This window comes from Psychromarinibacter sediminicola, from assembly GCF_029168335.1.
Classification (GTDB): domain Bacteria; phylum Pseudomonadota; class Alphaproteobacteria; order Rhodobacterales; family Rhodobacteraceae; genus Psychromarinibacter; species Psychromarinibacter sediminicola.
This window is the reverse complement of sequence record NZ_JARGYC010000024.1, coordinates 1-22,349: the sequence shown is the minus strand read 5'-3', so window position 1 is coordinate 22,349 and position 22,349 is coordinate 1. Positions and strand designations below refer to the sequence as shown.

Annotated in this window: 20 protein-coding genes; 3 read left to right on the top strand and 17 right to left on the bottom strand. The window is 68.2% G+C overall.

Annotation, left to right across the window (positions count from 1 at the left end; all coding sequences use genetic code 11):
• Positions 1-53: 53 nt before the first annotated feature.
• The 9 genes from P1J78_RS10830 to P1J78_RS10790 form a co-directional block, all read right to left on the bottom strand.
• Positions 54-1,163, bottom strand: a complete 1,110-nt coding sequence (locus tag P1J78_RS10830) for an ABC transporter substrate-binding protein (protein WP_275567367.1) — start codon at positions 1,161-1,163, stop codon at positions 54-56.
• A gap of 58 nt (positions 1,164-1,221) precedes the next feature.
• Entirely contained in the window at positions 1,222-2,322 is a 1,101-nt protein-coding gene (locus tag P1J78_RS10825; protein ID WP_275567366.1) for an NAD/NADP octopine/nopaline dehydrogenase family protein, read from the bottom strand.
• A 99-nt stretch (positions 2,323-2,421) separates the two neighbouring features.
• Entirely contained in the window at positions 2,422-3,015 is a 594-nt protein-coding gene (locus P1J78_RS10820) for a peroxidase-related enzyme (RefSeq protein ID WP_275567365.1), read from the bottom strand.
• Positions 3,012-3,491, bottom strand: a complete 480-nt coding sequence (locus P1J78_RS10815; RefSeq protein WP_309568128.1) for a hypothetical protein — start codon at positions 3,489-3,491, stop codon at positions 3,012-3,014. The genes P1J78_RS10820 and P1J78_RS10815 overlap by 4 nt, the downstream gene beginning before the upstream one ends.
• Positions 3,491-4,957: an NAD(P)-binding domain-containing protein gene (locus tag P1J78_RS10810; protein ID WP_275567364.1), complete on the bottom strand. Its 1,467-nt coding sequence runs from the start codon at positions 4,955-4,957 to the stop codon at positions 3,491-3,493. Before P1J78_RS10810 ends, P1J78_RS10815 begins: the two co-directional genes overlap by 1 nt.
• Before the next feature lie 277 nt (positions 4,958-5,234).
• Complete coding sequence (locus P1J78_RS10805; protein ID WP_275567363.1) at positions 5,235-5,381, bottom strand: hypothetical protein; 147 nt, start codon at positions 5,379-5,381, stop codon at positions 5,235-5,237.
• A gap of 110 nt (positions 5,382-5,491) precedes the next feature.
• The gene (locus P1J78_RS10800; protein WP_275567362.1) at positions 5,492-7,054 is read right to left on the bottom strand and encodes a sulfatase family protein; all 1,563 of its coding nucleotides are present in this window, start codon (positions 7,052-7,054) and stop codon (positions 5,492-5,494) included.
• Entirely contained in the window at positions 7,051-9,423 is a 2,373-nt protein-coding gene (locus P1J78_RS10795) for a TRAP transporter permease (RefSeq protein ID WP_275567361.1), read from the bottom strand. Before P1J78_RS10795 ends, P1J78_RS10800 begins: the two co-directional genes overlap by 4 nt.
• 132 nt (positions 9,424-9,555) lie before the next feature.
• Positions 9,556-10,530, bottom strand: a complete 975-nt coding sequence (locus P1J78_RS10790) for a TAXI family TRAP transporter solute-binding subunit (protein WP_275567360.1) — start codon at positions 10,528-10,530, stop codon at positions 9,556-9,558.
• Positions 10,531-10,617: 87 nt separating this feature from the next.
• On the opposite strand from P1J78_RS10790, the gene P1J78_RS10785 reads away from it, so the two are divergent.
• Positions 10,618-11,565 (top strand): LysR family transcriptional regulator, encoded by a 948-nt coding sequence (locus P1J78_RS10785; protein WP_275567359.1) that lies wholly within the window; start codon positions 10,618-10,620, stop codon positions 11,563-11,565.
• Between the two features lie 60 nt (positions 11,566-11,625).
• On the opposite strand, the gene P1J78_RS10780 is transcribed toward P1J78_RS10785, so the two are convergent.
• Positions 11,626-11,835: a hypothetical protein gene (locus P1J78_RS10780; RefSeq protein ID WP_275567358.1), complete on the bottom strand. Its 210-nt coding sequence runs from the start codon at positions 11,833-11,835 to the stop codon at positions 11,626-11,628.
• 310 nt (positions 11,836-12,145) lie between these two features.
• Here P1J78_RS10780 and P1J78_RS10775 point away from each other — a divergent pair, with 310 nt between their 5' ends.
• Positions 12,146-13,297: an amidohydrolase/deacetylase family metallohydrolase gene (locus P1J78_RS10775; protein WP_275567357.1), complete on the top strand. Its 1,152-nt coding sequence runs from the start codon at positions 12,146-12,148 to the stop codon at positions 13,295-13,297.
• A 57-nt stretch (positions 13,298-13,354) separates the two neighbouring features.
• Here P1J78_RS10775 and P1J78_RS10770 read toward each other — a convergent pair whose 3' ends face one another.
• Genes P1J78_RS10770 through P1J78_RS10745 form a run of 6 tightly spaced genes read right to left on the bottom strand, consistent with a single transcriptional unit; the run spans position 13,355 to position 19,410 of the window.
• Complete coding sequence (locus P1J78_RS10770) at positions 13,355-14,320, bottom strand: ABC transporter ATP-binding protein (protein WP_275567356.1); 966 nt, start codon at positions 14,318-14,320, stop codon at positions 13,355-13,357.
• The gene (locus tag P1J78_RS10765; protein ID WP_275567355.1) at positions 14,317-15,270 is read right to left on the bottom strand and encodes an ABC transporter ATP-binding protein; all 954 of its coding nucleotides are present in this window, start codon (positions 15,268-15,270) and stop codon (positions 14,317-14,319) included. The genes P1J78_RS10770 and P1J78_RS10765 overlap by 4 nt, the downstream gene beginning before the upstream one ends.
• 3 nt (positions 15,271-15,273) lie before the next feature.
• Entirely contained in the window at positions 15,274-16,125 is an 852-nt protein-coding gene (locus P1J78_RS10760) for an ABC transporter permease (protein WP_275567354.1), read from the bottom strand.
• The gene (locus tag P1J78_RS10755; protein WP_275567353.1) at positions 16,122-17,069 is read right to left on the bottom strand and encodes an ABC transporter permease; all 948 of its coding nucleotides are present in this window, start codon (positions 17,067-17,069) and stop codon (positions 16,122-16,124) included. The genes P1J78_RS10760 and P1J78_RS10755 overlap by 4 nt, the downstream gene beginning before the upstream one ends.
• A gap of 10 nt (positions 17,070-17,079) precedes the next feature.
• Positions 17,080-18,603 (bottom strand): ABC transporter substrate-binding protein, encoded by a 1,524-nt coding sequence (locus P1J78_RS10750; RefSeq protein ID WP_275567352.1) that lies wholly within the window; start codon positions 18,601-18,603, stop codon positions 17,080-17,082.
• 30 nt (positions 18,604-18,633) lie between these two features.
• Positions 18,634-19,410, bottom strand: coding sequence for an SDR family NAD(P)-dependent oxidoreductase (locus tag P1J78_RS10745; RefSeq protein WP_275567351.1), 777 nt, complete (start codon positions 19,408-19,410; stop codon positions 18,634-18,636).
• A 322-nt stretch (positions 19,411-19,732) separates the two neighbouring features.
• On the opposite strand from P1J78_RS10745, the gene P1J78_RS10740 reads away from it, so the two are divergent.
• Positions 19,733-20,680 (top strand): MurR/RpiR family transcriptional regulator, encoded by a 948-nt coding sequence (locus P1J78_RS10740; RefSeq protein ID WP_275567350.1) that lies wholly within the window; start codon positions 19,733-19,735, stop codon positions 20,678-20,680.
• A 75-nt stretch (positions 20,681-20,755) separates the two neighbouring features.
• Here P1J78_RS10740 and glpK read toward each other — a convergent pair whose 3' ends face one another.
• Positions 20,756-22,255 carry a glycerol kinase GlpK gene (glpK, locus tag P1J78_RS10735; protein WP_275567349.1) on the bottom strand — a complete coding sequence of 500 codons (1,500 nt, stop codon included), beginning with the start codon at positions 22,253-22,255 and terminating at the stop codon, positions 20,756-20,758.
• Positions 22,256-22,349: the final 94 nt, after the last annotated feature.

Genomic DNA, 22,349 nt, shown 5'->3' with positions numbered 1-22,349 from the left:
AGAGGGCCCTGCCCCGCGCGCCCGGCGGGACAGGGACGGATTGCGTGCGCGGATCAGGCCGCCTTGATGGCCTCGACGGCCGGGTCGACCAGGCTGTATTTCAGCTCGTTCGCCTCGGCCCGGAAGAACTGCAGGTTGGCCAGCTGCTCCTCGGGGAACGAGGTCGACTTCTTCTCCAGCTCCGTCAGGTACTGGTCGGCGCCCTTGTAGGTCGAGATGAAGCCCGACGCTTTGGTCATCGCCGCGCCGATCTCGGGCGAGGCCAGGATCGCGTCGAGGAAGGTATAGGCGTTGTCCGGGTTGGGCGCGTTGTTGGCGATGTTGTAGGTGTAGACAAAGCCGTAGGAACCCTCGTTCGGGATCGTCATGCCCAGCGGGAAGCCGTCGTTGATCAGAGCCGCGGCGGGGCCGTTCCAGGAGTGGCCCAGCACGATGTCCTGGTTGATCATCATCTGCTGGAACTCGGCGCCGCTGTCATAGTACTTGCGCACCAGCGGCTTGTGCTCGATCAGGAAGTTCTTGGCTTCCTCGACGATGGCGGCGGCCTTGTCGGGGTCGTCCATGTAGGCGACCATGTTGCCGTCATAGCCCTTCATCAGCATGACGATGCTCATCATGTCCTGGATGATATAGGCGGTCTGGTTGGCGTATTCCTCGCTGAACAGCGTCTGCCAGGTCATCGCCTCTTCCTGCGTGACATAGTCGGTGTTGTAGGACAGCACCTCCATGCCCGACAGGATCGGCGCGCCCCACTTGTGGCCGTTGATCGTCGCCCAGTCCGACTCCGAGAAGGTGGGGTTGATGTTGCCCCAGTTGGACAGCCGGTCGGTGTCGAGCGGCGCCAGGAGCTCGCTGTCGATGAACTGCAGGAAGCGGTGGCCGGCGACCGTCATGATGTCGACGGTGGGGTTGGGCTGTTCCGCGGCCAGCAGGTTGAACTGCTTGCCCTGGTCGTCGACGAGGCGGATGTTGATCTTGATCCCGGTCTCGGCCTCGAACTGCTCCTTGAAGGCTTCGGGCACGAAGTTGTTGTAGGTCCAGATGTTGACCTCGCCGCCCGACTGTGCCGCGGCACGGCGCAGGTAGGCCGGCGACGCAAGCGCCGCGCCGGTGGCGGCGGCGGTGCCGAGGAAACGGCGGCGGTTGTAGATCAGTTTTGCCATTTTGGTCTCTCCTTGTTGGTTCCGTCGTTGGGTCTTCTTGTTATATCGGTCCGCCGGATCAGGCGGCGCTTTCGGGATGCCGCAACAGCCCGCTCTGCGCGGCGCGTTTCAGGTCGTCCAGCGCGTATCGGTCCAGATCGAGGGCCTGCAGGATCTCGTTCTCCGCCTCGAAGTCGCGCCCGTACATCGCCGAGAAAATGCGGATCCCCGCCTCGTGAAGCACGGCGGGACGGCCCGTCAACCGCCCCAGCGCGGCGGTCAGCACAAGCCCGTAGGGCACGTCCTCTGTCACATAGCGGCTGTCGGCGGTGGCCGGCCCGGTGCCGCCGTTGCCCTGGGCGTGCATCTGCTGGTTCATCTCGGAGATCGAGGCCACAGGGACGTGAAACGACAGGTGGAAATGCTCGAAGATCGTCTTGACCTCCAGCCCGAGCGCGCAGGCGATGGCCAGGCGCTCCTGGTCCAGCTCCTCCAGCAACCGCCCCACCTTGGGCGTGACGTTCTGGCCCTGCGACCAGGTCTCGCCCCGCTCCATCCGGGTGATGTTGCCCAGCGCGATCCCCATGTGGTTCTGCGGGTTCAGGTTCGACAGGGAGATCGCCAGAAGTCCGTCGCGCGGCTGGAAGCGGTCGCCGAACAGCTCGCGGCACAGCGACAGCGCCTCGTCCGAGCGCTCGGCCGGCACGGTACACAGGTCGACGCGGCTTCGGACGGTGTTGACCGTGACCTCGGTGCCGGACTGCCGCCGGCCCGTGCAGATCGTCGTGCCCCAGGCGATGATCGGAACCGCGACGCCGCGCTCGGCCAGCAGCTGCGCAAGATAGATCGCCCCGAGCGAGGCATGGGACGAGACGATCACCCGATGGCGCGGCTCGATATGCGGGGCGAACGCGTCCATCACCGTCTTGTGGCCGTAGCCGGGCAGCGTGATCATCAGCACGTCGTTGTCCCGCGCCAGGCTCTCGGCGCTCACCGCGATGCGCGGCGTGAACGTGGTCTCGACCGCGCCGGTCGCGGAAAGCGACGCGCCGTCGGCCAGCTCGGCCGTGCCCGCGCCCGAGGGCGACCAGAGCATGGGATCGTGGCCCCGCTCGTGCAGAACCGCCGCCGTTCCGAAGGCGATCGAGCCTGCGCCTGCAAGTCCGACTTTCGTCCCCAAGCTATCCCCTCCTGCCGGTTCGCGCCCGCCCACCAATGCTATGGCGAACTGTCGCAGCACGCAACGTGGCGGCGCAACCGCCGTCGAACCGCAACTCCGTCATGACGCCCCGGCCTCGTCCTTGCGCACCGGATCGCCCAGGACGTGCATCAGGCGATTGGCCCAGCCGAACAGCGACGCGGACAGGATCAGATCCAGGATCTCCGCCTCGTCCAGCCCGGCCTCGCGCAGCGCGGCCATATGCTCCGGCCCGGCGGTCGACGGGCAGTCCGACAGCGCCACCGCGAAGTCGAAGATCGCTTGGTCGCGCGGGCTCAGCTCCGCCTGCTTGCCGTCGCGGAACAGGTTGTCCGTGACCTCGGTCGATTTCTCCAGTTGCGCGTGGCGCATGGCATGGACGGCGGCGCAGTAGATGCAATGGTTGACCATCGAGGCGGCGAGCGCGCCCAGCTCGCGCTCGGCCCGGCTCATCCCGCCCTTGTCGTACATGATCGCGTTGAACAGCGGCGAACGGACCTTCAGGCTTTCGACGTCATGCGCCAGCGTCAGGACGTAGTCGGAGACCTTGGTATTGGACGGCGTCACCTGCAGCGCATCGAGCTGCTCCTGCGTCGCCTGCTCCAGATCCATCGGCGTCACGCGGGGCTGCCAGTGCGGGACCGTGCGGGTAAACTTCCTGACGACAGTGCTCACGCGGATACTCCCCCCATCAGGCGCAGCCCGGCAATGACCCGGATCTGATAGGCGAGGAAGGCGTTCAGCTCGCACAGGCGAACGATGTCGGCATCGGCCACCCCGGCCGCCTGCAGGGCCGAGATGTCCGCCCCGCTCACGTCCCGGGTCTTGGCCGCGACCTTGTCCATGAAAGCGACGACCTCGGTCACCCCCTGCTCCGACCCGTCGCTGCCCGGATCGGCCAGGCCGGCAAAGTCGCCCGCATCGGCGGCATAGCGCGCGGCAAGCCCGGCCTCGGCGTTCAGCGTGGCTATGCGGGCCGCCAGCGCCGCGCGCAGGGCGTGGCTCCACGGCCCCGGGTCTTGCGGGCGCAGCACCGAGGCTTCGGCATCCTGCGTCATCTCGAATATCCCCGCGCGCGTCTGGACCGCCTCGTCCAGCGCCGTTCCGGGCCTGATGCCCGCCGCGGTCAATGCGGTCGTCTCCAGTGCCATCAGGCGACCTTCCCTCTCTTTTGCGCGTCCCCCAGCTCGGAGGGCTCCCATTCGCTGCCGTCGAGCTCGGGCTTGGCGTAGTCCAGCATGCCCTGCCAGTGGGTCTCCACGTCCTCGGCATAGAGCGTGGCCGCGATCGCGCGGGTCAGCCAGCTGGCCCCATCCGAGATGCCCGGAATGTCGCCGCTCACCTTGCCCAGGCTCGCCGAGGCCCCGTAGTTGAAGCAGTAGACATTGGACAGCCACGGGGCGGTGCCGGGCACCTTCTCGCGGAACGTGAAGTCGTCGTTGAGATAGGGGAAGCGCCCCAGATCGCGCGACGGCTCGTCCTCGGGCGGGGTGTACACATCCTCCCACAGCAGGATGTCGCCGGCGGCCTCCCCGAACTCGGTGCGCGACATCGGGTCGATGCTGAACCCGGTGCCCAGGATCACGAAGTCGGCCTCGTAGGAGGAGCCGTCGGTGAAGCCGATCTGCACCGCGCCGTCCGTCTCGACGGTCGATTCCACGGCCTTTCCGAAATGGAAATAGGCGTTGTCGTGGCGGCTGACCCGCTTCGTCGACCCGTGCGGCGGCGGGGTCTGGGTGGCGAAGGAATACTGCATGAAACGCCAGCGCCAAGCATCCGACAGGTTGGCGTAGCCGGCGGTGAACCCGTAAGAGCCGATCCCCATCATCTTGTTGATCGTCGGCATCTCCTTGCGCCGGATCAGGTGGCGGACCTCGGCGGCGCCATGCTCCAGCGCCTCGGCCGAGTTGTCGACGGCGGAGGCGCCCACGCCGATCACCGCCACCCGCTTGTCCTTCAGCGCAGCAAAGTCGATCTCGTCGGCGCTGTGCGCCCAGTACTTGCGCGGCAGGTCGGCCACGAAATCGGGGATGTTCGGCTGCCCCGTGCCCTCGCGGCCGGTGGCGAAGACGAGCTTGCGGGTGAGGATCGACGCCTCCGCCGCGCCCGACAGGTGCAGCCGCAAGAGGTCACCCTCGGGCTCGACCAGGTCGACCGAGACCCCGTTTTCTGTCGGAATATCAAGAACTTCCCGGTACCACTTGAGGTAATCCATCCACATCGGCCGCGGGATTTTGTCCAGCTCCTCCCAAGCTTCGGTGCCGAACTGCGCCCGGAACCACGCCTGGAAGGTCAGCGCACCGTGGCCGTAGGCCGGCCCGGTCAGCTCCTTGGGCGAGCGCAGCGTCTCCATGCGGGCATAGGTCAGCCACGGCCCTTCCAGCCCCTGCGGGCTCCGGTCGAGGACGCGCATGTTGTGGATGCCGCCGGTCTTCAGCGCGAGCCATGCCAGCATCCCGCACATGCCGCCGCCGATGATCACCACGTCGGTGACGCCGTCGCGGGCCGGCACCCAATCCTTGCCGGGCCAGCACAGGAACTTCAGGTCCTCGCGCAGTCGCGCCTCCAGCGCCGGCAGGCCCCGGCCGTCGATCATGGATGCAGTCTCGTTCGTCATTGGGTCATTCCTGTTGGTCTTGCCCCGGCGGGTCAGACCGGCCGGGCGGCCGCGCGGTGAAGGTGAGGATCGCCGGCCCGGCCGCGCTGCCGCGGCTGTCGTCGCACGCGCCCTGGCGACCGGTCGCGGCAATCCCAACGGCCCTTACCCGATGCATAGGTCGCCGGACCGGGATTGACCAGACCCGCCTTGCAATCGGTCACCCCCGGCCGGATCGGCGCCGCGGATCCGCCGGCGGGCCGTTCGACGTCTGTCTGGAAAGAGACCCTGCGATCCGTCATGAAGCCAGAAAATCCTCGGAGGTCCGGATTGCGTTGAAGCGGGCGATACTGGTCTCGACGCGATACTCGTGCGCACAGCTTGGTGCGATCCGCGCCGGATTGTCCACCGCCTCCACGACAAAATCCACCTTGGACACGGTCATCGAGCCAGAAAGGCCAAGCCGCGACCGCCCACCGTACGGCCGATGTCGGCCTCGCGGACCAGCCGACGGTCGGCGCCGGCGCCGGCCTGGCGAATGGCGGCGCCATCCGTCTAGGCCAGGCGTTTGGACCGTGGGCTTTCGTCCATCTGGGCGATGAGGGCATGCGTGAGGGACTGGATCAGGGCCGCCTTGACGTCGGCATGTGCGGGGCTCGACCAGAGATTCCGAAGGTGGTGTGGATCTGCGCGTCGGTCGTAAAGCTCGCCCCAGTCGAGATCCTTGTAGACCGAAAGGTGCCAGTCGGGCGTCACGAGCGTCCGCACCCGCGCCGGCGGATCGAAGCCCATGCGTTTGCCGCCGTCGTTGTATTCGATGAAGACACTGTCGCGTTCGCCGGGGCCGCCGCCAAGGGCGGAGGAGAAGCTTTCGCCCTGCATGCCGAAATACGGGCGCACCCCGGCGCGCTCCAGGATCGTCGGTGCGAGGTCGACGGTCGAGGCGAGCGCCTGCGTCGCCGTCCCCTGGCGCCGGGACGGGTCGGACCAGATCATCGGAACGCGCGTGATCGCGTCCTTCGGCCAAGCCCCCTTCAGCATCAGGTTGAAGTCGCCCAGGTAGTCCCCGTGGTCGGAGTTGAACACGATGACGGTGTTCTCGTACCGGCCGCTCGCCTTGAGCGCGTCGACGATCGCGCCGACCGCGTCGTCGATCATCGTGACCATGCCGGCCGAGAGCGCCATCGCCTCGCGGATGTGGTCGTCCGAGGCCATGAAGCTGATCTGCCGCACCTTCGGCATCCGGCCGGCCTCGTATTCGCGCCGTGCATGCGCCAGCGGCGGGGGCGGGTTCTCGTGGTCTTCGTAGCGGACCGACAGTTCGAAATCGTCGGGGTCGTACATGTCCCAGTACCGCCCCGGCGGGTTGAACGGGTGGTGCGGGTCCGGGAAGGACACGAAGGTGTAGAGCGGCGCGGCGCTGTCGGCGTTGTCCTTCAGATAGGCGGCGGCCCGGTCGCGGATATAGGCCGTCGGGTAGGCGTCTTCCGGGATCGGCGTGCGAAAGGCCTGCGGGCAGGTGTAGTTGTGGGGCAGTTCGTTGGCCGGGTCGGTCAGCTCCTGCCAGTCCGGGTAGGTCTCGCGAAACCACTGGCGATAGTGGCCGCCCGCCTTGTCGCCGTGCCCGGTCACCATGTCGACATGGTCGAACCCGTAATACGGCGTCGGCACCTCGAACCGGTCGCCGTCGCTGTACCGGGCCGGCTCCTCGACCGTATAGTCCAGCCCGTCGGGCTTCCACGCCTCCTCGATCGGTCCGGTCTCGAACGGGTCGCGGGCGAAGGGTTCGCTGTCGGTGAAGGGCTGCAGATGCGACTTGCCGATCGCGGCGGTGCGATAGCCGGCGGCGCGCAGCACATCCACGAAGGTGTTGGCCCGGCGCGACAGGAGGCAGCCGTTGTAGCGCAGGCCGTGCACGCTCGGATAGCGGCCGGTCATGAAGCTGGCGCGGTTCGGCATGCAGACCGGGGTGGCCACGAAGAACTGGTCGAAGCGGGTTCCTTCCGCCGCGATGGCGTCGATGTTCGGGGTCCGCACGACGGGATGCCCGTAGCATCCAAGCCAGTCGGCGCGGTGCTGGTCGGTCATGATGAAAAGGAAATCGGGGCGATCGGTCATGCGATGTTTTGCTTCTGTTTCAAGGTCTGTCCCTGGATGTAGTGGAAAACGACGATCGCGATGGCCGCCGCGGCCGCCGGCCCGTGGATCAGCAGGCTCGGAGAGACCAGAAGCAGAGCGAGGCCGAAGCGCACGAGGATCTCCCAATTCGGCATTCTGACCCGGTCGAAGCGGCTGGTGGCGCTGGCGAAGAGATAGATCATGCCGGCGGTTCTCAGCAGCACAGAGAGAAGGCCGAGCGGAGAGAAGACCTCGCCGTCCTCGAAGGCTTCCGGCACGATCAGCATGTCGGGGTTGAGTGCGAACATGAACGGCACGGCGAAGATGACGATGCCGATGCGCACGGCCGTCACGCCGGTCGCGACGGGCTTCGCTTCCGCCACCGCAGCCGCCGCGAAGGCCGCCACCGCGACGGGGGGCGTGATCGCGGATGCGACGCCGTAGTAGAACACGAACATGTGCGAGGCCATGACCGACAGGCCGAGCGAGTTCAGGGCCGGGCCCAGGATGATGATCACCGTCAGGTAGGCCGGCAGCGTCGGCATCCCCATGCCCAGGAGCAGCGACACGACGGCGGCGATCGCGAGTGTCAGGACCAGCGCGACAGAGGCGACGTCGCTGATCTCGCGTCCGAGCTTCGATGGCAGGTCCGTGGTGGACATGACGCCCACGATGATGCCGACGACCCCCACGACCATCAGCAGGCGGCCGAAGGTCACGCCCCCCGCCGCGATGGCGCGCAGAAGGACGACGGGCCGCTCGCGCACCGTCGGGCTGACCGCCGACAGAAGGATCAGCGCCAGGATCGCGGTGACCGCCGATCCGGCCGGAGAGGCGCCCTGGATCAGGCGCCAGATCACGATGGCCAGCGGGACGAGCACCAGCAGGACGACGTTCACCGTGTCCTGCCGCGACACCTCTTCCAGGTCGTCCAGCGCTTGCGGCTCCATGCCCATCCGGCGGGATTCGAACACGACCGTGACAAACAGCGACAGGTAATAGGCCAGGGCCGGCACCAGCGCCGCGATCATGATGTTCAGATAGGCGGTGCCCGTCAGGTCCGCCATGACCAGGGCGGCGGCCCCCATGATCGGCGGCATGATCTGCCCGCCGGTCGAGGCCGTCGCCTCCACCCCGCCCGCGAATTCGGCGGTGTAGCCCCGGCGCTTGATCATCGGGATGGTGATGACGCCCGTGCCGACGACGTTCGACACCGCCGAGCCGGAGACCGAGCCGAACAGCCCCGAGGCCAGAACCGCCGCATGCGCCGGCCCGCCCTTGGTGTTGCGCATCAACAGGAAGGACAGCTTGATCAGCGACTTCGCCGCACCCGTCGCCGACAGCAGGGCGCCGAAGACGATGAATGGCAGCACGTTGTTCAGAAGGATGCCCAGCTTGCTGCCCAGCACCGCCTTGTTGTTGTTGAACCAGAGGTTCTCGGCGACCGAAACATAGCCGCCGTATTCCGCGTTGAAGATGCCGGGCAGGTAGCCGCAGACGAAGAAGTAGGCAAAGGCGACCAGCCCGCAGATCGCCAGTGCGGCGCCGTAGACGCGGTAGCACAGATAGAGGATCGAGACGCAGCCGATGACGGCCGTATTGGCGTCGAAGACCGAAAAGCTCATCTTCTCGATCCCGACATAGATGTACTGGAAGACCGACCAGGCGACGGCGGCCAGCGCGACCCAGTCGAGCCACATCAGGTGGTGGCGCGTCGCGCCCTCGTCGTCCTTCTCGTCCGAGCCGAGGGTCAGCACGGTGATGAACGAGGCCAGAAGGAACATGCCGGCATAGAAGACATGGGTGGGGCTGGCCGGTCCGATCTGGAAGCTGCCGCGGAACAGGCGGTTCTGGTCGGCGAACAGGTCGCGGACGTTGAAACCGCCGATGCCGATATACTCGAAGCGCAGGCCGGGGAGCACCGCGAGCATACCGATGATCCCCATCGCCAGCCCGCCGACCACGCTCCAGCGCCGGAGCGGATTGCCGTCGCTGTCCCGCTCGGTCAGCGCGAGGGCGAGGAAGATACAGAGGAGCGCGAGGCACGGGATGACCCGCAGATTGAACTCTCCGATCCGCAGGATCGACGGGTCGAGCGAAGCGCTGCTCTCTGCCGCGAACCGGGCGAAGTCGAAGCCGAAGACGGCGTCCAGGGCGGCTGCGACCAGGCCCAAGACGGCCAAGGCCAGCCCGCGCGCGGCCGTCGGTTCGACGCGGCGATAGCGGGCCAGCGCGCCTGCGAACAGGCCCAGCGAGATCAGGAGAAGCGCGCGCGCCCAGGTGATATCGGCGATCCCCAGCGGAATCTCCGGATAGCGCAGCAGGTTGAATTTCAACGCGATGATGATCTCGATGGCCGCGGCCGCCATGGCCAGCGCGCCCCACGCGAACGAGCGCGGGGCAAGCCGTGCGCGGACAGGGTCCGTTTCCGGGGCGTTCATGGCGATGTCCTCGGCCAGTCCGCGGGCCGGGCGCGTCGCCCCCGGCCCCGGTGCATCACATCACATGCGCGCGTCCGGAATCTCGACGCCGATCTCCTTGTAGTAGCGGATCGCGCCGGGATGCAGCGGCAGGTTCATCCCGATGAACGGCTGCTCCGGGTTGATACCCGCCAGGACCTTGATGTCCGCCTTGGCGGCGTCGAGGTTCTCCCAGAACTGCTTGGTCAGTTGATAGGCCGTCTCTTCGTCCATGTCGGCGTGAACGCCGGCCTGCATGGAGTACTCCGCGACGGTCACGTCCTCTTCGTTCACCGCGTTGGAGTAGGTGCCGGCCGGAATGGTCCCGGCAAACCGGCTTTCCTGCGCGGTGTAGTTCTTCCAGGCTTCCGACTCCCGCGCCTCTTCCGAAAGGCCCAGCAGGCGGATCGGTCCGAGTTGTTCGATCACGGAGACGCCGATGGGGGCGGGCCGCATGAAGACTTCGAATTGCCCGTCCTGGAAGGCCTGAAGACCGGCGCCCCAGCCCAGGTTGACCGCCTCGTAGTCCTCGCCCGGCTCCATGCCCGAGGCGGCGCGGATGATCGCCTGGCTCTGATTGTTCGCGGCGCCTGCCGGGGGACCGGTGAAGATGCGCGTGCCGAACGTGTCGTCCCAGCTTTCGATCCCGCTGTCGGCCTTGACGATCGGGTGGAAGAAGCCGGCCGAGAAGGCGAACAGCCCGCGCAGGTTGCCATGGGCCTCTTTCGCGCTGTCCGAGACGTCCTTGTAGGGGCCGACGCCGTTCGCCATGGCGCTCATCGCCGGCGGCGGGCAGATCGCCACGTCGATGTCGCCCTGCCCCGCCTTCAGGCAGGCCCGGGTCAGCGTCTGGCCCGAGTTGATCTGCAGGTCGAGATCGCCGTAGGTCGCGATGACCTGCATCGCCAGGGTGGTCAGCCCCGATGGCGTTCCCGTTTCGACCGTGAGTGTCTGGGCATGGGCTGCGGGCGCCGCGGCGAGCCCGGCGCCGAGGGCCAGTGCATGGATCAGTTTCATCGTTCTCCTCCCTGATGATCTGATGCTTTGGCGCAGTTTGCCTTGCGTCAGGTCTTGAGTAAAATTCGGATTCGCGCCTTTCCATGCATGGATGCATACCTGATGGACCCCAAGCATCTGTATCAGTTCGCCATGATCGTCGATCTCGGCTCGATGAGCCGGGCCGCGCAGCGGCTGAACGTGACCCAACCGACGCTAAGCCGGATGGTTCGGCTTCTCGAGGACCAGGTCGGCTCGACCATTCTGAGGCGGGACCGCTACGGCGTCGCGCCGACCGAGATCGGCGAGCGGCTGGCCGCGGAGGGCCGGGTCATCGCCGACCGCGTGCTGCGCGCCGACGATGCCGTCGATCAGTGGCGCCTCGGGCTGACGCGGGAGTTGCGCGTCGGGGTCGGCCCGGTCCTGGCAGTGGCCCTGATGGGGCGGTTCCTCGAAGCCGCGCTGGAGCCGGACTGGTCCACGGCGTTGCGGATCGAGGTCGGGTCGGTGGCAGAGCTGATCCGGCGCCTGGATCGGGACGACCTGGATGTCGTGTTCGCCCCGTCCCGGATCAACCGCGCACAGGCCAGGCTGCGGCAGGAGGTCGTGTTCGAAGACAGGATCGCCCTTTATGCCGGCGCCACCAATCCATTGGCGAAGCGCCGGGGCATCGTACCGAACGCGGCTCTGGCCGGCCAGAAGTGGATCGCGATGGGCGCCGTATCGGGCCTGCGCGGCTCGACCCGGGAGGTGCTGGAACTCCTGGGACTGGAGCACGAGGCCGTCTTCATGAATTTCAGCGGCGACGCGACCATGGCGTTGCATCTGCTCAATTCGACCGACGTGATGTGCGTATTGCCGCGCCGTCTCGTCGAGCTGCTTCCGAGCCGGAAACGCTTTGGAGAGGTGCGCGTGGATTGCGTGCTGCCGGAGCGCAACGTGGCGATCTGGACCGCGGCGGCGAAGCACGACCTGCCCCAGATACGTCGCCTTCGCGACCGCTTCGTCGCCTTCGTGCGATCCGACTCCGACCGCTCCCCCGGCCCGGCTGCGTAGGACATCCGGCGGGCCGCTTTCGCACGGCGACCCGCCGGCCGGGGGTTCCCGCGACGAGCCTCAGCGTCCCCTGAACGCCGGCTTGCGCTTTTCGTGGAACGCCTGGACGCCTTCGGCGAAGTCCTCGGACTGGCGCAGGCGGCTGGTCTCGTCCCGGCTGAGGGGTCCCTTCAGCTCGCGCTGTACGAAGTACGCGACGTCGTCGAGCGTCGGCCTGCCGTCGACATAGCGGTCGCTGCTGGCGAGTTTCGGCAGCCCGGCACGGACCAACGCGCGCGGCCGTCCCTGCGCCCTCGGGCTGTCCGTGATTTCGCATCGCCTTGTTTGCGACCCCGGGCGCCGTCATCCCGCCCCCTGTCCCTGCAACAAAGCTCTCCGGCAGGTCGCCATCATGGTCGACGGCCCGTCGACACTATCGCCCCCGCGCCGTTGATCTTCACGGCCATCTCGTCGAGGTGTCACCGCCAGCGGCCGGGCCGCGCGCAGGGCGACATGCGGTTTGGCAAGCGCCGTCGCCGTGGCCTATGCTTCGATCGACGCCCGGACTCCGGGGCCAGGTGACAACAAGAAGGAAACAGGAATGAGTTTCGACCTTTTGCTGCGCAACGGCAGGGTCATTGATCCCGCCCAGGGGCTCGACGGCGTACAGGACCTGGCATTCAAGGACGGCAAGGTCGCCGCGATCGGCCCGTCGATCTCCGGCGAGGCGGCGGAGGTCTCGGACGTGTCGGGCCTGATCGTCACGCCCGGGCTGATCGACCTGCATACCCATGTCTACTGGGGCGGCACCTCGCTCGGCATCGACGCCGACGACTTCGCGCGCAGCTCCGCCGTGACCACGGCGGTGGATACCGGCAGCGCCGGGCCCGGCAACTACGCGGGCTTCCGCAAGCACGTGATCGAGCCCGCCACGGCGCGGATCCTCGCCTACCTGCACGTCTCGTTCGCGGGGATATTCGCCTTTTCAAACCGGATCATGATCGGCGAAAGCCAGGACTGGCGGCTCCTGGCGGCGCGCGATGCGGCCGAGGTCGCGGTGTCGGACCCCGACACTATCATCGGCATCAAGGTGCGGGTCGGCCGCCATGCCTCCGGCCCCACCGGCATCCACCCGCTGACCGTCGCGCTGCAGGTCGCCGACGAGACCGGCCTGCCGCTGATGTGCCACATCGACGAGCCGCCGCCCTCCTACGAGGAGGTCGTCGACCTGCTGCGCCCGGGCGATGTGCTGACCCATTGCTTCCGCCCGTTCCCGAACGCGCCGCTGGCCGGCGACGGAACGGTGAAGCCCGCGGTTCAGCGGGCCCGCGACAGGGGCGTCATGTTCGACATCGGCCACGGCAAGGGATCGTTCGGCTGGCGCACCGCGCGCGGGATGATGGCGCAGGGCTTCGCGCCGGACGTGATCTCGTCCGACGTCCACGCGCTCTGCATCGACGGGCCGGCCTACGACCAGGTGACCACCCTGTCGAAGTTCCTGCCCCTCGGCATGAGCCTGCCCGAGATCGTCCGCGCCTCGACCGAGACCCCCGCGAAAGCGGTGCGGCGGCCCGAGCTGGGCTCGCTGAAGGTCGGCACGCCGGGCGATGCCTCGATCCTGTCGCTGCAGGAGGGCGCGTTCGAGCTGGAGGACGTGCTGGGCGAGACCGTCACGACGGATAAACGGATCTTCGCCGAGGGCTGCGTCATCGGCGGCAAGTGGTTCAGGGAGGCCGGCAAAGTGCCGGCTTAGGCGGCGCGCCCGGCACCGGCGCGGGCGCGCCACGCCGGTCGTCGACGTCGCCCTGTGTCAGGCGTGGTGACAGGACACCTGCCGCACCTCCGACAGCGCGCGCGGCTTCGGCGTCTCGTCGGCGCAGATCGCGGTGGCCGCCGGGCAGCGGTCGCGGAACGGGCAGCCGACGCGGTCGCGCATCCGGCTGGGCGGTTCGCTGACATCGATGCCCCCTGCGATGCGCGTCGCCGGGTCGGGGCGCGGGATCGCCTCGATCAGGAGCTGCGTGTAAGGATGGCGCGGGTCGGTGAACAGGTCGCGCGCCGGCCCCAGCTCCACCACGTCGCCCATATAGAGCACTGCCACCCGGTCCGAGATCTTGGCCACCACCCCAAGGTCGTGGCTGATGAACATCAGCGTCAGGCCAAGACGCTCCTTGAGGGTCTCCAGCAGGTTCAGCACCTGCGCCTGGATCGACACGTCGAGCGCCGAGACGGGTTCGTCCGCGATCACCAGCTTCGGCTCCGGCAGGATGGCGCGGGCGATGCCCACCCGTTGCCGCTGCCCGCCGGACAGCTCGTGCGGGTAGCTGTCGGCAAAGACGGCGCCCAGCCCCACGCGGTCCAGCGCCTCCTCAACCCGCCGCCGCCGGTCGGCGCGGCCCTTGAAGATGCCGTGGATGTCGCCGGTCTCGGCCACTGAATCCGCGATCGACCGGCGCGGGTTCAGCGAGGCATAGGGGTCCTGGAACACCATCCGCATGTTCAGCCGGGTTTCGGCCGAATGGCTGCGGTAGCGTTGCAGCAAGTCGTCGCCGTCCAGCGTGATGCTCCCGCCGCTGGCGCCCGTCAGGCCCATCAGCACGCGGGCGAGCGTGGACTTGCCGCAACCGGACTCGCCGACGATGCCCAGCGTCTCGCCCCGGTGGACGCTCAGCGACACGTCGTTGATCGCCCGCAGCTCGTGGGATTTGCCGCCGCGCCGGACCGTGAAGACCTTTTCCAGGTCGTCGATGCGCAGGATGTCGTCGGCGGCGGTCATGCGGGGGCCTCCTGGCGAACCGGGAAGTGGCAGACGGCCACCTGCCGCTCCGGCCCGTGCGCCTCCGGCACCGGGCCGGAGCGGCAGGTCTCCTGCGCCCGGTTGCAGCGCGGCGAGAACGGGCAGCCCTCGGGGATCGCGCCGGGGCGCGGCGCGGCGCCGGGGATGGTCTCGAAGGCCGCATTGCCGGATTCCGGGTCGGGCAGACAGGCCAGCAGGCCGTTGGTGTAGGGATGCAGCGGCGCGCGGAACAGCGGGCCGACATCCGCCCGCTCGCAGAGCTTGCCCGCATACATCACCGCGACCCTGTCGGCGAGTTGGGCCACCACGCCCAGATCGTGGGTGATGAACAGCACCCCCATGTGCAGGCTGTCGCAGAGCTCGCGGATCAGGCCCAGCACCTGCCGCTGCACCGTCACGTCCAGCGCCGTCGTCGGCTCGTCCGCGATCAGCACCTGCGGCCGGCAGGCCAGCGCGATGGCGATCATCACCCGCTGCCGCATCCCGCCCGACAGCTCGTGCGGATAGGCGTTCAGCTGGTGGCCCGCATCGGGAATGCGCACCATGTCCAGAAGCTCGCGCGCACGCTCCGGGCCGGCGCGCGGGTCGTGCACGTTGATCGCCTCTTCCAGCTGCTCGCGGATGCGCAGCACCGGGTTCAGCGAGGTCATCGGCTCCTGAAAGATCATCGCCACCTTGCCGCAGTTCCGCGCCACGCGCTGATGCGGCTGCAGATGGGTGATGTCGGTGCCGTCCAGCCGGACCGCGCCGCCGGTGATGTCGATGCCCGGCGACAGAAGCCCCATCAGCGCCAGCGAGGTCATGCTCTTGCCCGACCCGGATTCGCCGACGAGCCCCAGGATCTCGCCCGGCGCGATCTCGAACGACACGTCGCGCACGATCTCCGGTCCGCGGCGGACCGAGACGACGAGGTTTTCCACGCTCAGCATCCGCTATCTCCTCACCATCTCGCGGAACCGCGGATCCATCCGGTCGCGCAGCGCGTCGCCGACGAGGTTCAGCGAGAACGCGGTCAGCACGATCATCAGACCGGGCCACAGCAAGAGCCACGAGGCGCGCGTGATGTAGATCCGGCTCTCGGCCAGCATGTTGCCCCAGGACGGGATCTCCGGCGGCGCGCCCAGCCCGAGAAAGTCGAGCGACGCCGCGCCGAGCTGCGCGAAGGCGAAGACGAAGCTCGCCTGCACCAGCAGCGGCGAGATCATATTGGGCAGGATATGCCGCGTCACGATCCACCACGTCCCCGCCCCCGCGCTGCGCGCCGCCTCGACGTAAGGCTCCGCCTTCAGCCGCAGCGCCACGCCGTAGACGATGCGCGCCGTGGTGGTCAGATAGATCAGCCCGATGGCCAGGATCGCGTTGAACACCCCCTGCCCCAGGATCACGATCAGCCCCAGCGCCAGCAGCAGCGACGGAAACGACATCAGCACGTCCACCATCCGCATCAGGACGCGCCCCAGCGCCGGGAACAGCGCCGACAGCACGCCGATCGGCACGCCCGTGCCCAGCGCGAAGGCCACGACCCCCACGCCGATCAGAAGCGCGAGGCGCGCGCCAAAGACCACGCGGCTGAACGTGTCGCGGCCGAAATGGTCGGTGCCCATCAGGTGGTCGCCGCCGGGCGGAAGCAGCCGGTTCACCGGGTCCATCACGTCCGGCGGATAGGGCGCGATCCACGGCGAGGCCGCCGCGAAGATCACGATCACCACCAGGAACAGCACCCCCAGCGCGGTGATCGGCCGGCGGATGGCCGAAGTCGGCAGCATCATCAGAACCTGTCTCATTCCAGCTCCACCCGCGGGTCGAGGTACCGGTAGGACAGGTCCACGATCAGGTTGATGACAAGGTACAGGCACACCGTGATCAGGATCACCCCCTGGATCACCGGGTAGTCGCGGCGCAGGATCGACTGCACCACTGTCCGCCCGATCCCGGGCAGCGCGAAGACCGTCTCGGTCACCACCGCCTCCGAGATCAGCGCGGCGAAAGTGAAGCCGAAGGCCGACACCACCGCCAGAAGCGCGTTGCGCAGGATGTGCCGCAGCACCACGCGGGTGGGCCGGATGCCCTTGGCCCGCGCGGTGCGGATATAGTCCTCGCGCGCGACATCCAGCATCGAGGCGCGCGTCAGCCGCAGGATCAGCGCGGCGTTCGGCGCGGCCAGCGCGAGGCTGGGCAGCACGAGGTAGCGCAGGTTCACCAGCCCGCCCTCCTCGAAGATCGAGGGGTAGCCGGAGCTCGGGAACCAGCCCAGCCCGGCGGCGAAGATCAGGATAAGGTAGAGACCGACCCAGAAGGTCGGCAGCGAGGCGGCCAGCATCGCCAGCCCCGACAGGCCCTGGTCGATCAGCGTGCCCTGCCGGATCGCGGCCAGGATGCCCACCGGGACGCCGATCAGGATGATCCAGACCATCGTGACCGACGCCAGCAGGATCGAGGTCTCCGCCCCTTCGGCGATCACCTGCGTCACCGGCGTCTCGAAGAAGATCGACACGCCCAGATCGCCCCGGAGCGCGTTGCCCGCCCAGATCAGGTATTGCATCACCAGAGGCTCATCGAGCCCCAGGCGGTCGCGCAAGGCCGCGACCTGCTCCGGCGTCGCGCCGTCGCCCAGCATCACGTAGACCGGGTCGCCCGGGATCAGGTGGATGAAGGCGAAAATGACGATGGACGCGGCGATCAGGGTCATGATCGCCGCGCCAGTCCGTCTGATGACGTAACGGCTCATTCAGGGATGCTTATTTCGAGGCGCCCCAGAAATACGGGAAGGCCGGGGCCGATTCCCATGCCGTCGTCAAGTCGGGCGAGGCGATGTCGTAGGAGTAGAGGTTGCCGACCTTGATCGCCGGAACCTGCTCGTACATCAGCGCCTGCAGGTCTTCCCACACCGCCTGACGCTCCTCCAGCACCGAGGTCTCGGTGAAGTCGGCCAGCAGTTCGTGCTTCTCCTCGGTCTGCCACCAGCCCGGGTAGCTGTCGTTCATCATCGTCAGCAGCACCGGGTCTGGCACCGTGCCGTGGTGCGTCATGAACATGTCCCACTCCGACGGCTGCGCGCGCAGCTGCAGCAGCGTCGCCCAGTCGACCACGACCATCTGCACGTTGATGCCCGCATCCGCCAGCTGGCGGGTGAAGACGCTCGCATCGTCGAAATGCGCCTTGTAGTTGGTCGAGACCAGAAGCTTGATCGGCGTGCCGTCATAGCCCGCCTCCTCGGCCAGCCTCTTGGCCTTCTCCGGGTCGCCCTGGTTGTAGGCGTCGGTCCCGGCCTCGGTGTGCCAGATGTTGCCCTCGCCGAAATAGGCGCCCGTGGCCTCGAACAGCTCCGGCTCGCCGACCGACACCTGCAGCGCCTGCTCCATGTTCAGCGCGGCCAGCACCGCCTGCCGCAGCTTGAAGTTGGTGGCCATCGGTCCGGCTTCCGAGTTCATGAACATCAGCCCGAAGATCGGCGCGGCGCTGATCTTGACCTGCACCGACGGGTCGTCCTTCACCAGACCGTAGAGGTCGCCCGAGATGTACTCGGCATAGTCGTAGTCGCCGGCCTGCACGCCGCTCATCCGCGTGCCGACGTCGGGCACCGGGATGAAGCGCAGGGCGTCGAAATTCGCCACCCGCTCGCCGGCCGCGCCGTCGGGGGCGTCCGGATGCGCGCTGTAATCCTCGAACTTCAGCAGCTCGACATAGCGGTTCGGACGCAGCTCGCCGAACTGATACGGGCCGGTGCCGACGTAGTTCTCGGCCGCGATCGGCTCGCCGGCGGCCTCCGACACGATCTCGGCCGGGTAGATCACCGGGCCGCCATTCACGAAGGCCAGCACGCTCTTCCACGCGCCGTTCGGGGCGGCCAGCGAGATCGTCACCTCCAGCTCGCCGGTCGCCTCGACGCTTTCCATATCCAGCAGCTTGCCGCGTGCGCCGTGCTCGCCCCAGCGCGACAGCGAGGCGGCCACGTCCTCGGCATCCATCGTGTCGCCGTTGTGGAACATCACGCCGTCGCGCAGGCTGATGACGATGGTCTTGCCGTCGTCCGAAATCGTCTCGCCGGTCGCCAGGAACGGCTGCGGCGCGTTCGCGGCGTCGAAGGCGTAGAGCGTCTCGAACATGTGCTGCGAGATGGTCGAGGCCAGCGTCGCCGTGCCCATCTGCACGTCGAGGCTGGGCGGCTCGCCGATGGTGGCATAGCGCAGCGTCTGCGCCGACACCGGCACCGCCATCAGGGCGGAGAGGGCGAGGCCCCCGATTAGCTTCCTGAGATTCATGGTCTTTGCTCCCTGTTGTTTTTCTTCGGGTTACTGGCAGGTCAGCCCGCCATCGATGACAAGGCTCGCGCCCGTCATGAACCGCGAGGCGTCCGAGGCGACGTAGACGGCCAATGCGCCCAGGTCCTTCGGCGTGCCCCATGTTCCCATCGGAATATCGGCGATCAGCCCGTCGATGATCCCGGGCTTCACCTCTTTCCAGTGCTCGTTCTGCGCGGTCCCGAACAGACCGGGGCAGATCGCGTTCGCCGTGATGCCGTATTTGGCCCAGTCGACGGCAAGCGTGCGGGTGAACTGCTGCACCCCCGCCTTCGCCGTCTCGTAATGCCGCCCGCCGATGCCGCGCCCGGCGATCATCGCGTTGATCGAGGCGATGTTGATGATCCGGCCGCCCTGGCCCGCCTCGATCATCGCCTTGCCGATGATCCGGCTGCACAGGAAGGTCGAGGTCAGGTTCAGATCCATGTATTTCCGCCAGGTCTCCAGGTCGAGCTCTTCCGTCGGGATGTTCGCGAACCGCCCGCCCACGTTGTTCAGCAGGATGTCGAAGGCCCCGATCTCGGACAGCGCGCGGTTGCAGATCGCCTCGGTCTCCTCCATCGAGCCAAGGTCGGCCTCCAGCGTCCACGCGGTCCGGCCGAAAGCGCGGATGTCCTCGGCCGTGCGCTGCAGGGACTCCGACGGCCGCGCCACCAGCGCGATGTCCACCCCGGCCTCCGCCAGCGCCAGCGCCATCTCGCGCCCCAGCCCACGGCTGCCGCCGGTGATGAAGGCGCGCTTGCCGGAGAGATCGAAACAGTAGCTCATCGGCGTCCCTCCTTGCGCTCGGCTGCACGGCCGGGCCTGCGGGCGGCATGGGCCGGGGACGGGCGGCGCCGGTTTCTGCCTGTGTCTCGCGCGTATGTCATGAAGGGACAGGTATCCTGAGCCGTTTCCCCCGGTCGGCGACAGAGCCGCTGACGCTTGGGAAAACTGTGTAATTGAGTTACAATTCTGTCAAGGGACTCGCTGCGCCGGTCACAAGAATCCGGCGATCCTCTTATTTTGTGGGCTATAGTCATGTTATTTTCCTACATGTTGACCCCTCACGATCTCTTTGCAACGATCGCGCACTGACCGAGGACACCCTATGCCAGCATCCCACTCGCGAATTGAGGCGGCCGATTCAGCCCCCGGGACGCTGGCGGAGGCCGGGCAGTTCACGGATATCGTGGCGCTCATGAAGGACCGGCTGCACGGCTTCAGCCCGGCCGAAAGACGTGTCGCCGCCATCGTGCTCTCCGACGTGCCCCGCGCCGTGGAGGAGAACATCGCGAGCCTCGCCGCCCGGGCCGGGGTGAGCGAGCCCAGCGTCACCCGCTTCTGCCGCGCCATCGGCTGCCGGGGGGTGCGCGACTTCAAGCTGAAGCTGGCGCAATGCCTCGTGGTGGGCGAGGCCTACCTGAACGCCGATGCCGAACCGGCGACCCCGGACGCCGATCTGCCCGCCTACTGGACCCCGATCATGACCGACGCGCACGGCGCCCTGCGCGAGGTCGAACGCCGCATCACGCCGGAGGACATCCAGCCCGCCGCGGCGGCCCTCGCGGGGGCGCAGCAGGTCATCACCGTGGGCCTCGGGGGCAGCGCCGCGACGCTGGCGGAAGAGGCGCAGTTCCGCCTGTTCCGCTACGGCGTCCGCGTCTCCTGCTGTCCCGAATCCTACATCCTGCGGATGACGGCGGCGACGCTGGGCCCGGGGGATCTCGTCCTTGCCATCTCGGCCTCCGGCAAGACGGAAGAGCTGATCGAAGCGGTGGGGCTCGCCCGCGCCTATGGCGCGCAGACCATCGCGATCACCGCGCTGGCAAGCCCGCTGGCGGACGCGGTGGACCACGCGCTCTGCGTGGCCGTGCCGGAGACGCAGGACACGCTGACCCCGACATCGCTGCGGTTCGCCTATCTCGCGATCATCGACCTGCTGTCGGCCGCCACGGGCTACGCGCTCGGCCCGAAGGCGCGCGAGAACCTGCGCCGGATCAAGTACACCGCGCTGAACCACCGCGCCGGAGAGGTCCAGGAACCGCTGGGGGACTGAACCCGGCCGGGGCGCCGAACGACGCCGTCTCGCCCTCCTGCACGCCCGGGAGACGGGATCAGAGGCGACGGCGGGTCACGCGCTCGCTCGATAGCGCAAGGTGGCGTCCACCGCGCGGCCCCAGGCCGCGTATTTCTGCCGGCGCATGGCCTCGGGCATCGACGGGGTGAAGGTCCGCTCCACCCGCCAGCCGTCGGCGAAGCCCTGCATGTCGGGATAGACGCCGGCCCGCTGCCCGGCCAGCCAGGCCGCGCCCAGCGCCGTGGTCTCCAGCACCTCCGGCCGGTCCACCGGGGCGCCGATGATGTCCGACAGGAACTGCATCGTCCAGTCGCTGGCGGTCATGCCGCCGTCGACCCGCAGCGTGGGGCGCGCGCCCTCGGCCTGCCAGTCGGCCTGCATCGCCTCCAACAGGTCGCGGGTCTGGTAGCCGACGCTTTCCAGCGCGGCGCGGGCCAGTTCCTCGGGGCCGCTGGCGCGGGTCAGCCCGAAAACGGCGCCGCGGCACTCGGCGTTCCAGTAGGGCGCGCCCAGCCCGGTGAAGGCGGGCACCAGCGTGACCGCCTGCGACGGGTCGGCAGCCTCGGCCAGCGGCTGGGTCTCGCCCGCCTCGCGGATGATCCCGAGCCCGTCGCGCAGCCATTGCACCACGGCGCCGGCGATGAAGATCGACCCCTCCAGCGCATAGGTCGGCGTGCCGTCGAGCTGGTAGGCGATGGTCGTCAGAAGGTGGGTCTTCGAGGCGACGGGGGTCGGGCCCGTGTTCATCAGGGCGAAGCAGCCGGTGCCGTAGGTCGACTTCAGCATCCCCGGCCGGAAACAGGCCTGGCCCACCGTCGCGGCCTGCTGGTCGCCCGCAACCCCGAGGATCGGCAGCGCCCGCCCGAAGAGATCGGGCCTCGTCGTGCCGAAATCGGCGGCGCAGTCCCGGACCTCGGGCAGCATCCGGTGGGGGATGTCGAACAGATCGCAGATGGTGCGCGACCAGCGCCCCTTGTGAATGTCGTAAAGCATGGTCCGCGCCGCGTTCGTGGCGTCGGTGACATGCGCCGCGCCGCCGGTCAGCTTCCAGATCAGCCAGGTGTCGACCGTCCCGAACAGCAACTCGCCGGCCTCGGCCCGCGCCCGCGCGCCCTCGACCTCGTCCAGCAGCCATTTCAGCTTGGTCGCCGAGAAATAGGGGTCGGCCAGCAGGCCGGTGCGGGCGGTGATGGTCGCGTCATGGCCCGCCGCGCGCAGCTCGGCGCAGAGGCCGGCGGTGCGCCGGTCCTGCCAGACGATGGCGTTGTGGATCGGCTGGCCTGTCTTTCGGTCCCAGACCAGCGTGGTCTCGCGCTGGTTGGTGATGCCGATGGCGGCGATCTGGGCAGGGGCCAGGCCGGCCGTCTCGATGGCGGCGCGGCAGGTGCCGACGGTCGTGGCCCAGATCTCCGCGGGATCGTGCTCCACCCATCCGCTTTCGGGGAAGTGCTGGGTGAATTCCTCCTGCGCGGTCGCCGCGATGCCCATGGCGGCGTCGAAGACGATGGCACGGGTCGAGGTGGTGCCCTGGTCGATGGCCAGAACGTAGGACATAGCAAACTCCTCCGCGCGGCGGGGCGCGGCTTTCGGACAGGATGCGGGGCATGCGGGGATCGGAGGGGGCCGGAGCGCGCGGGGCGCTCCGGCC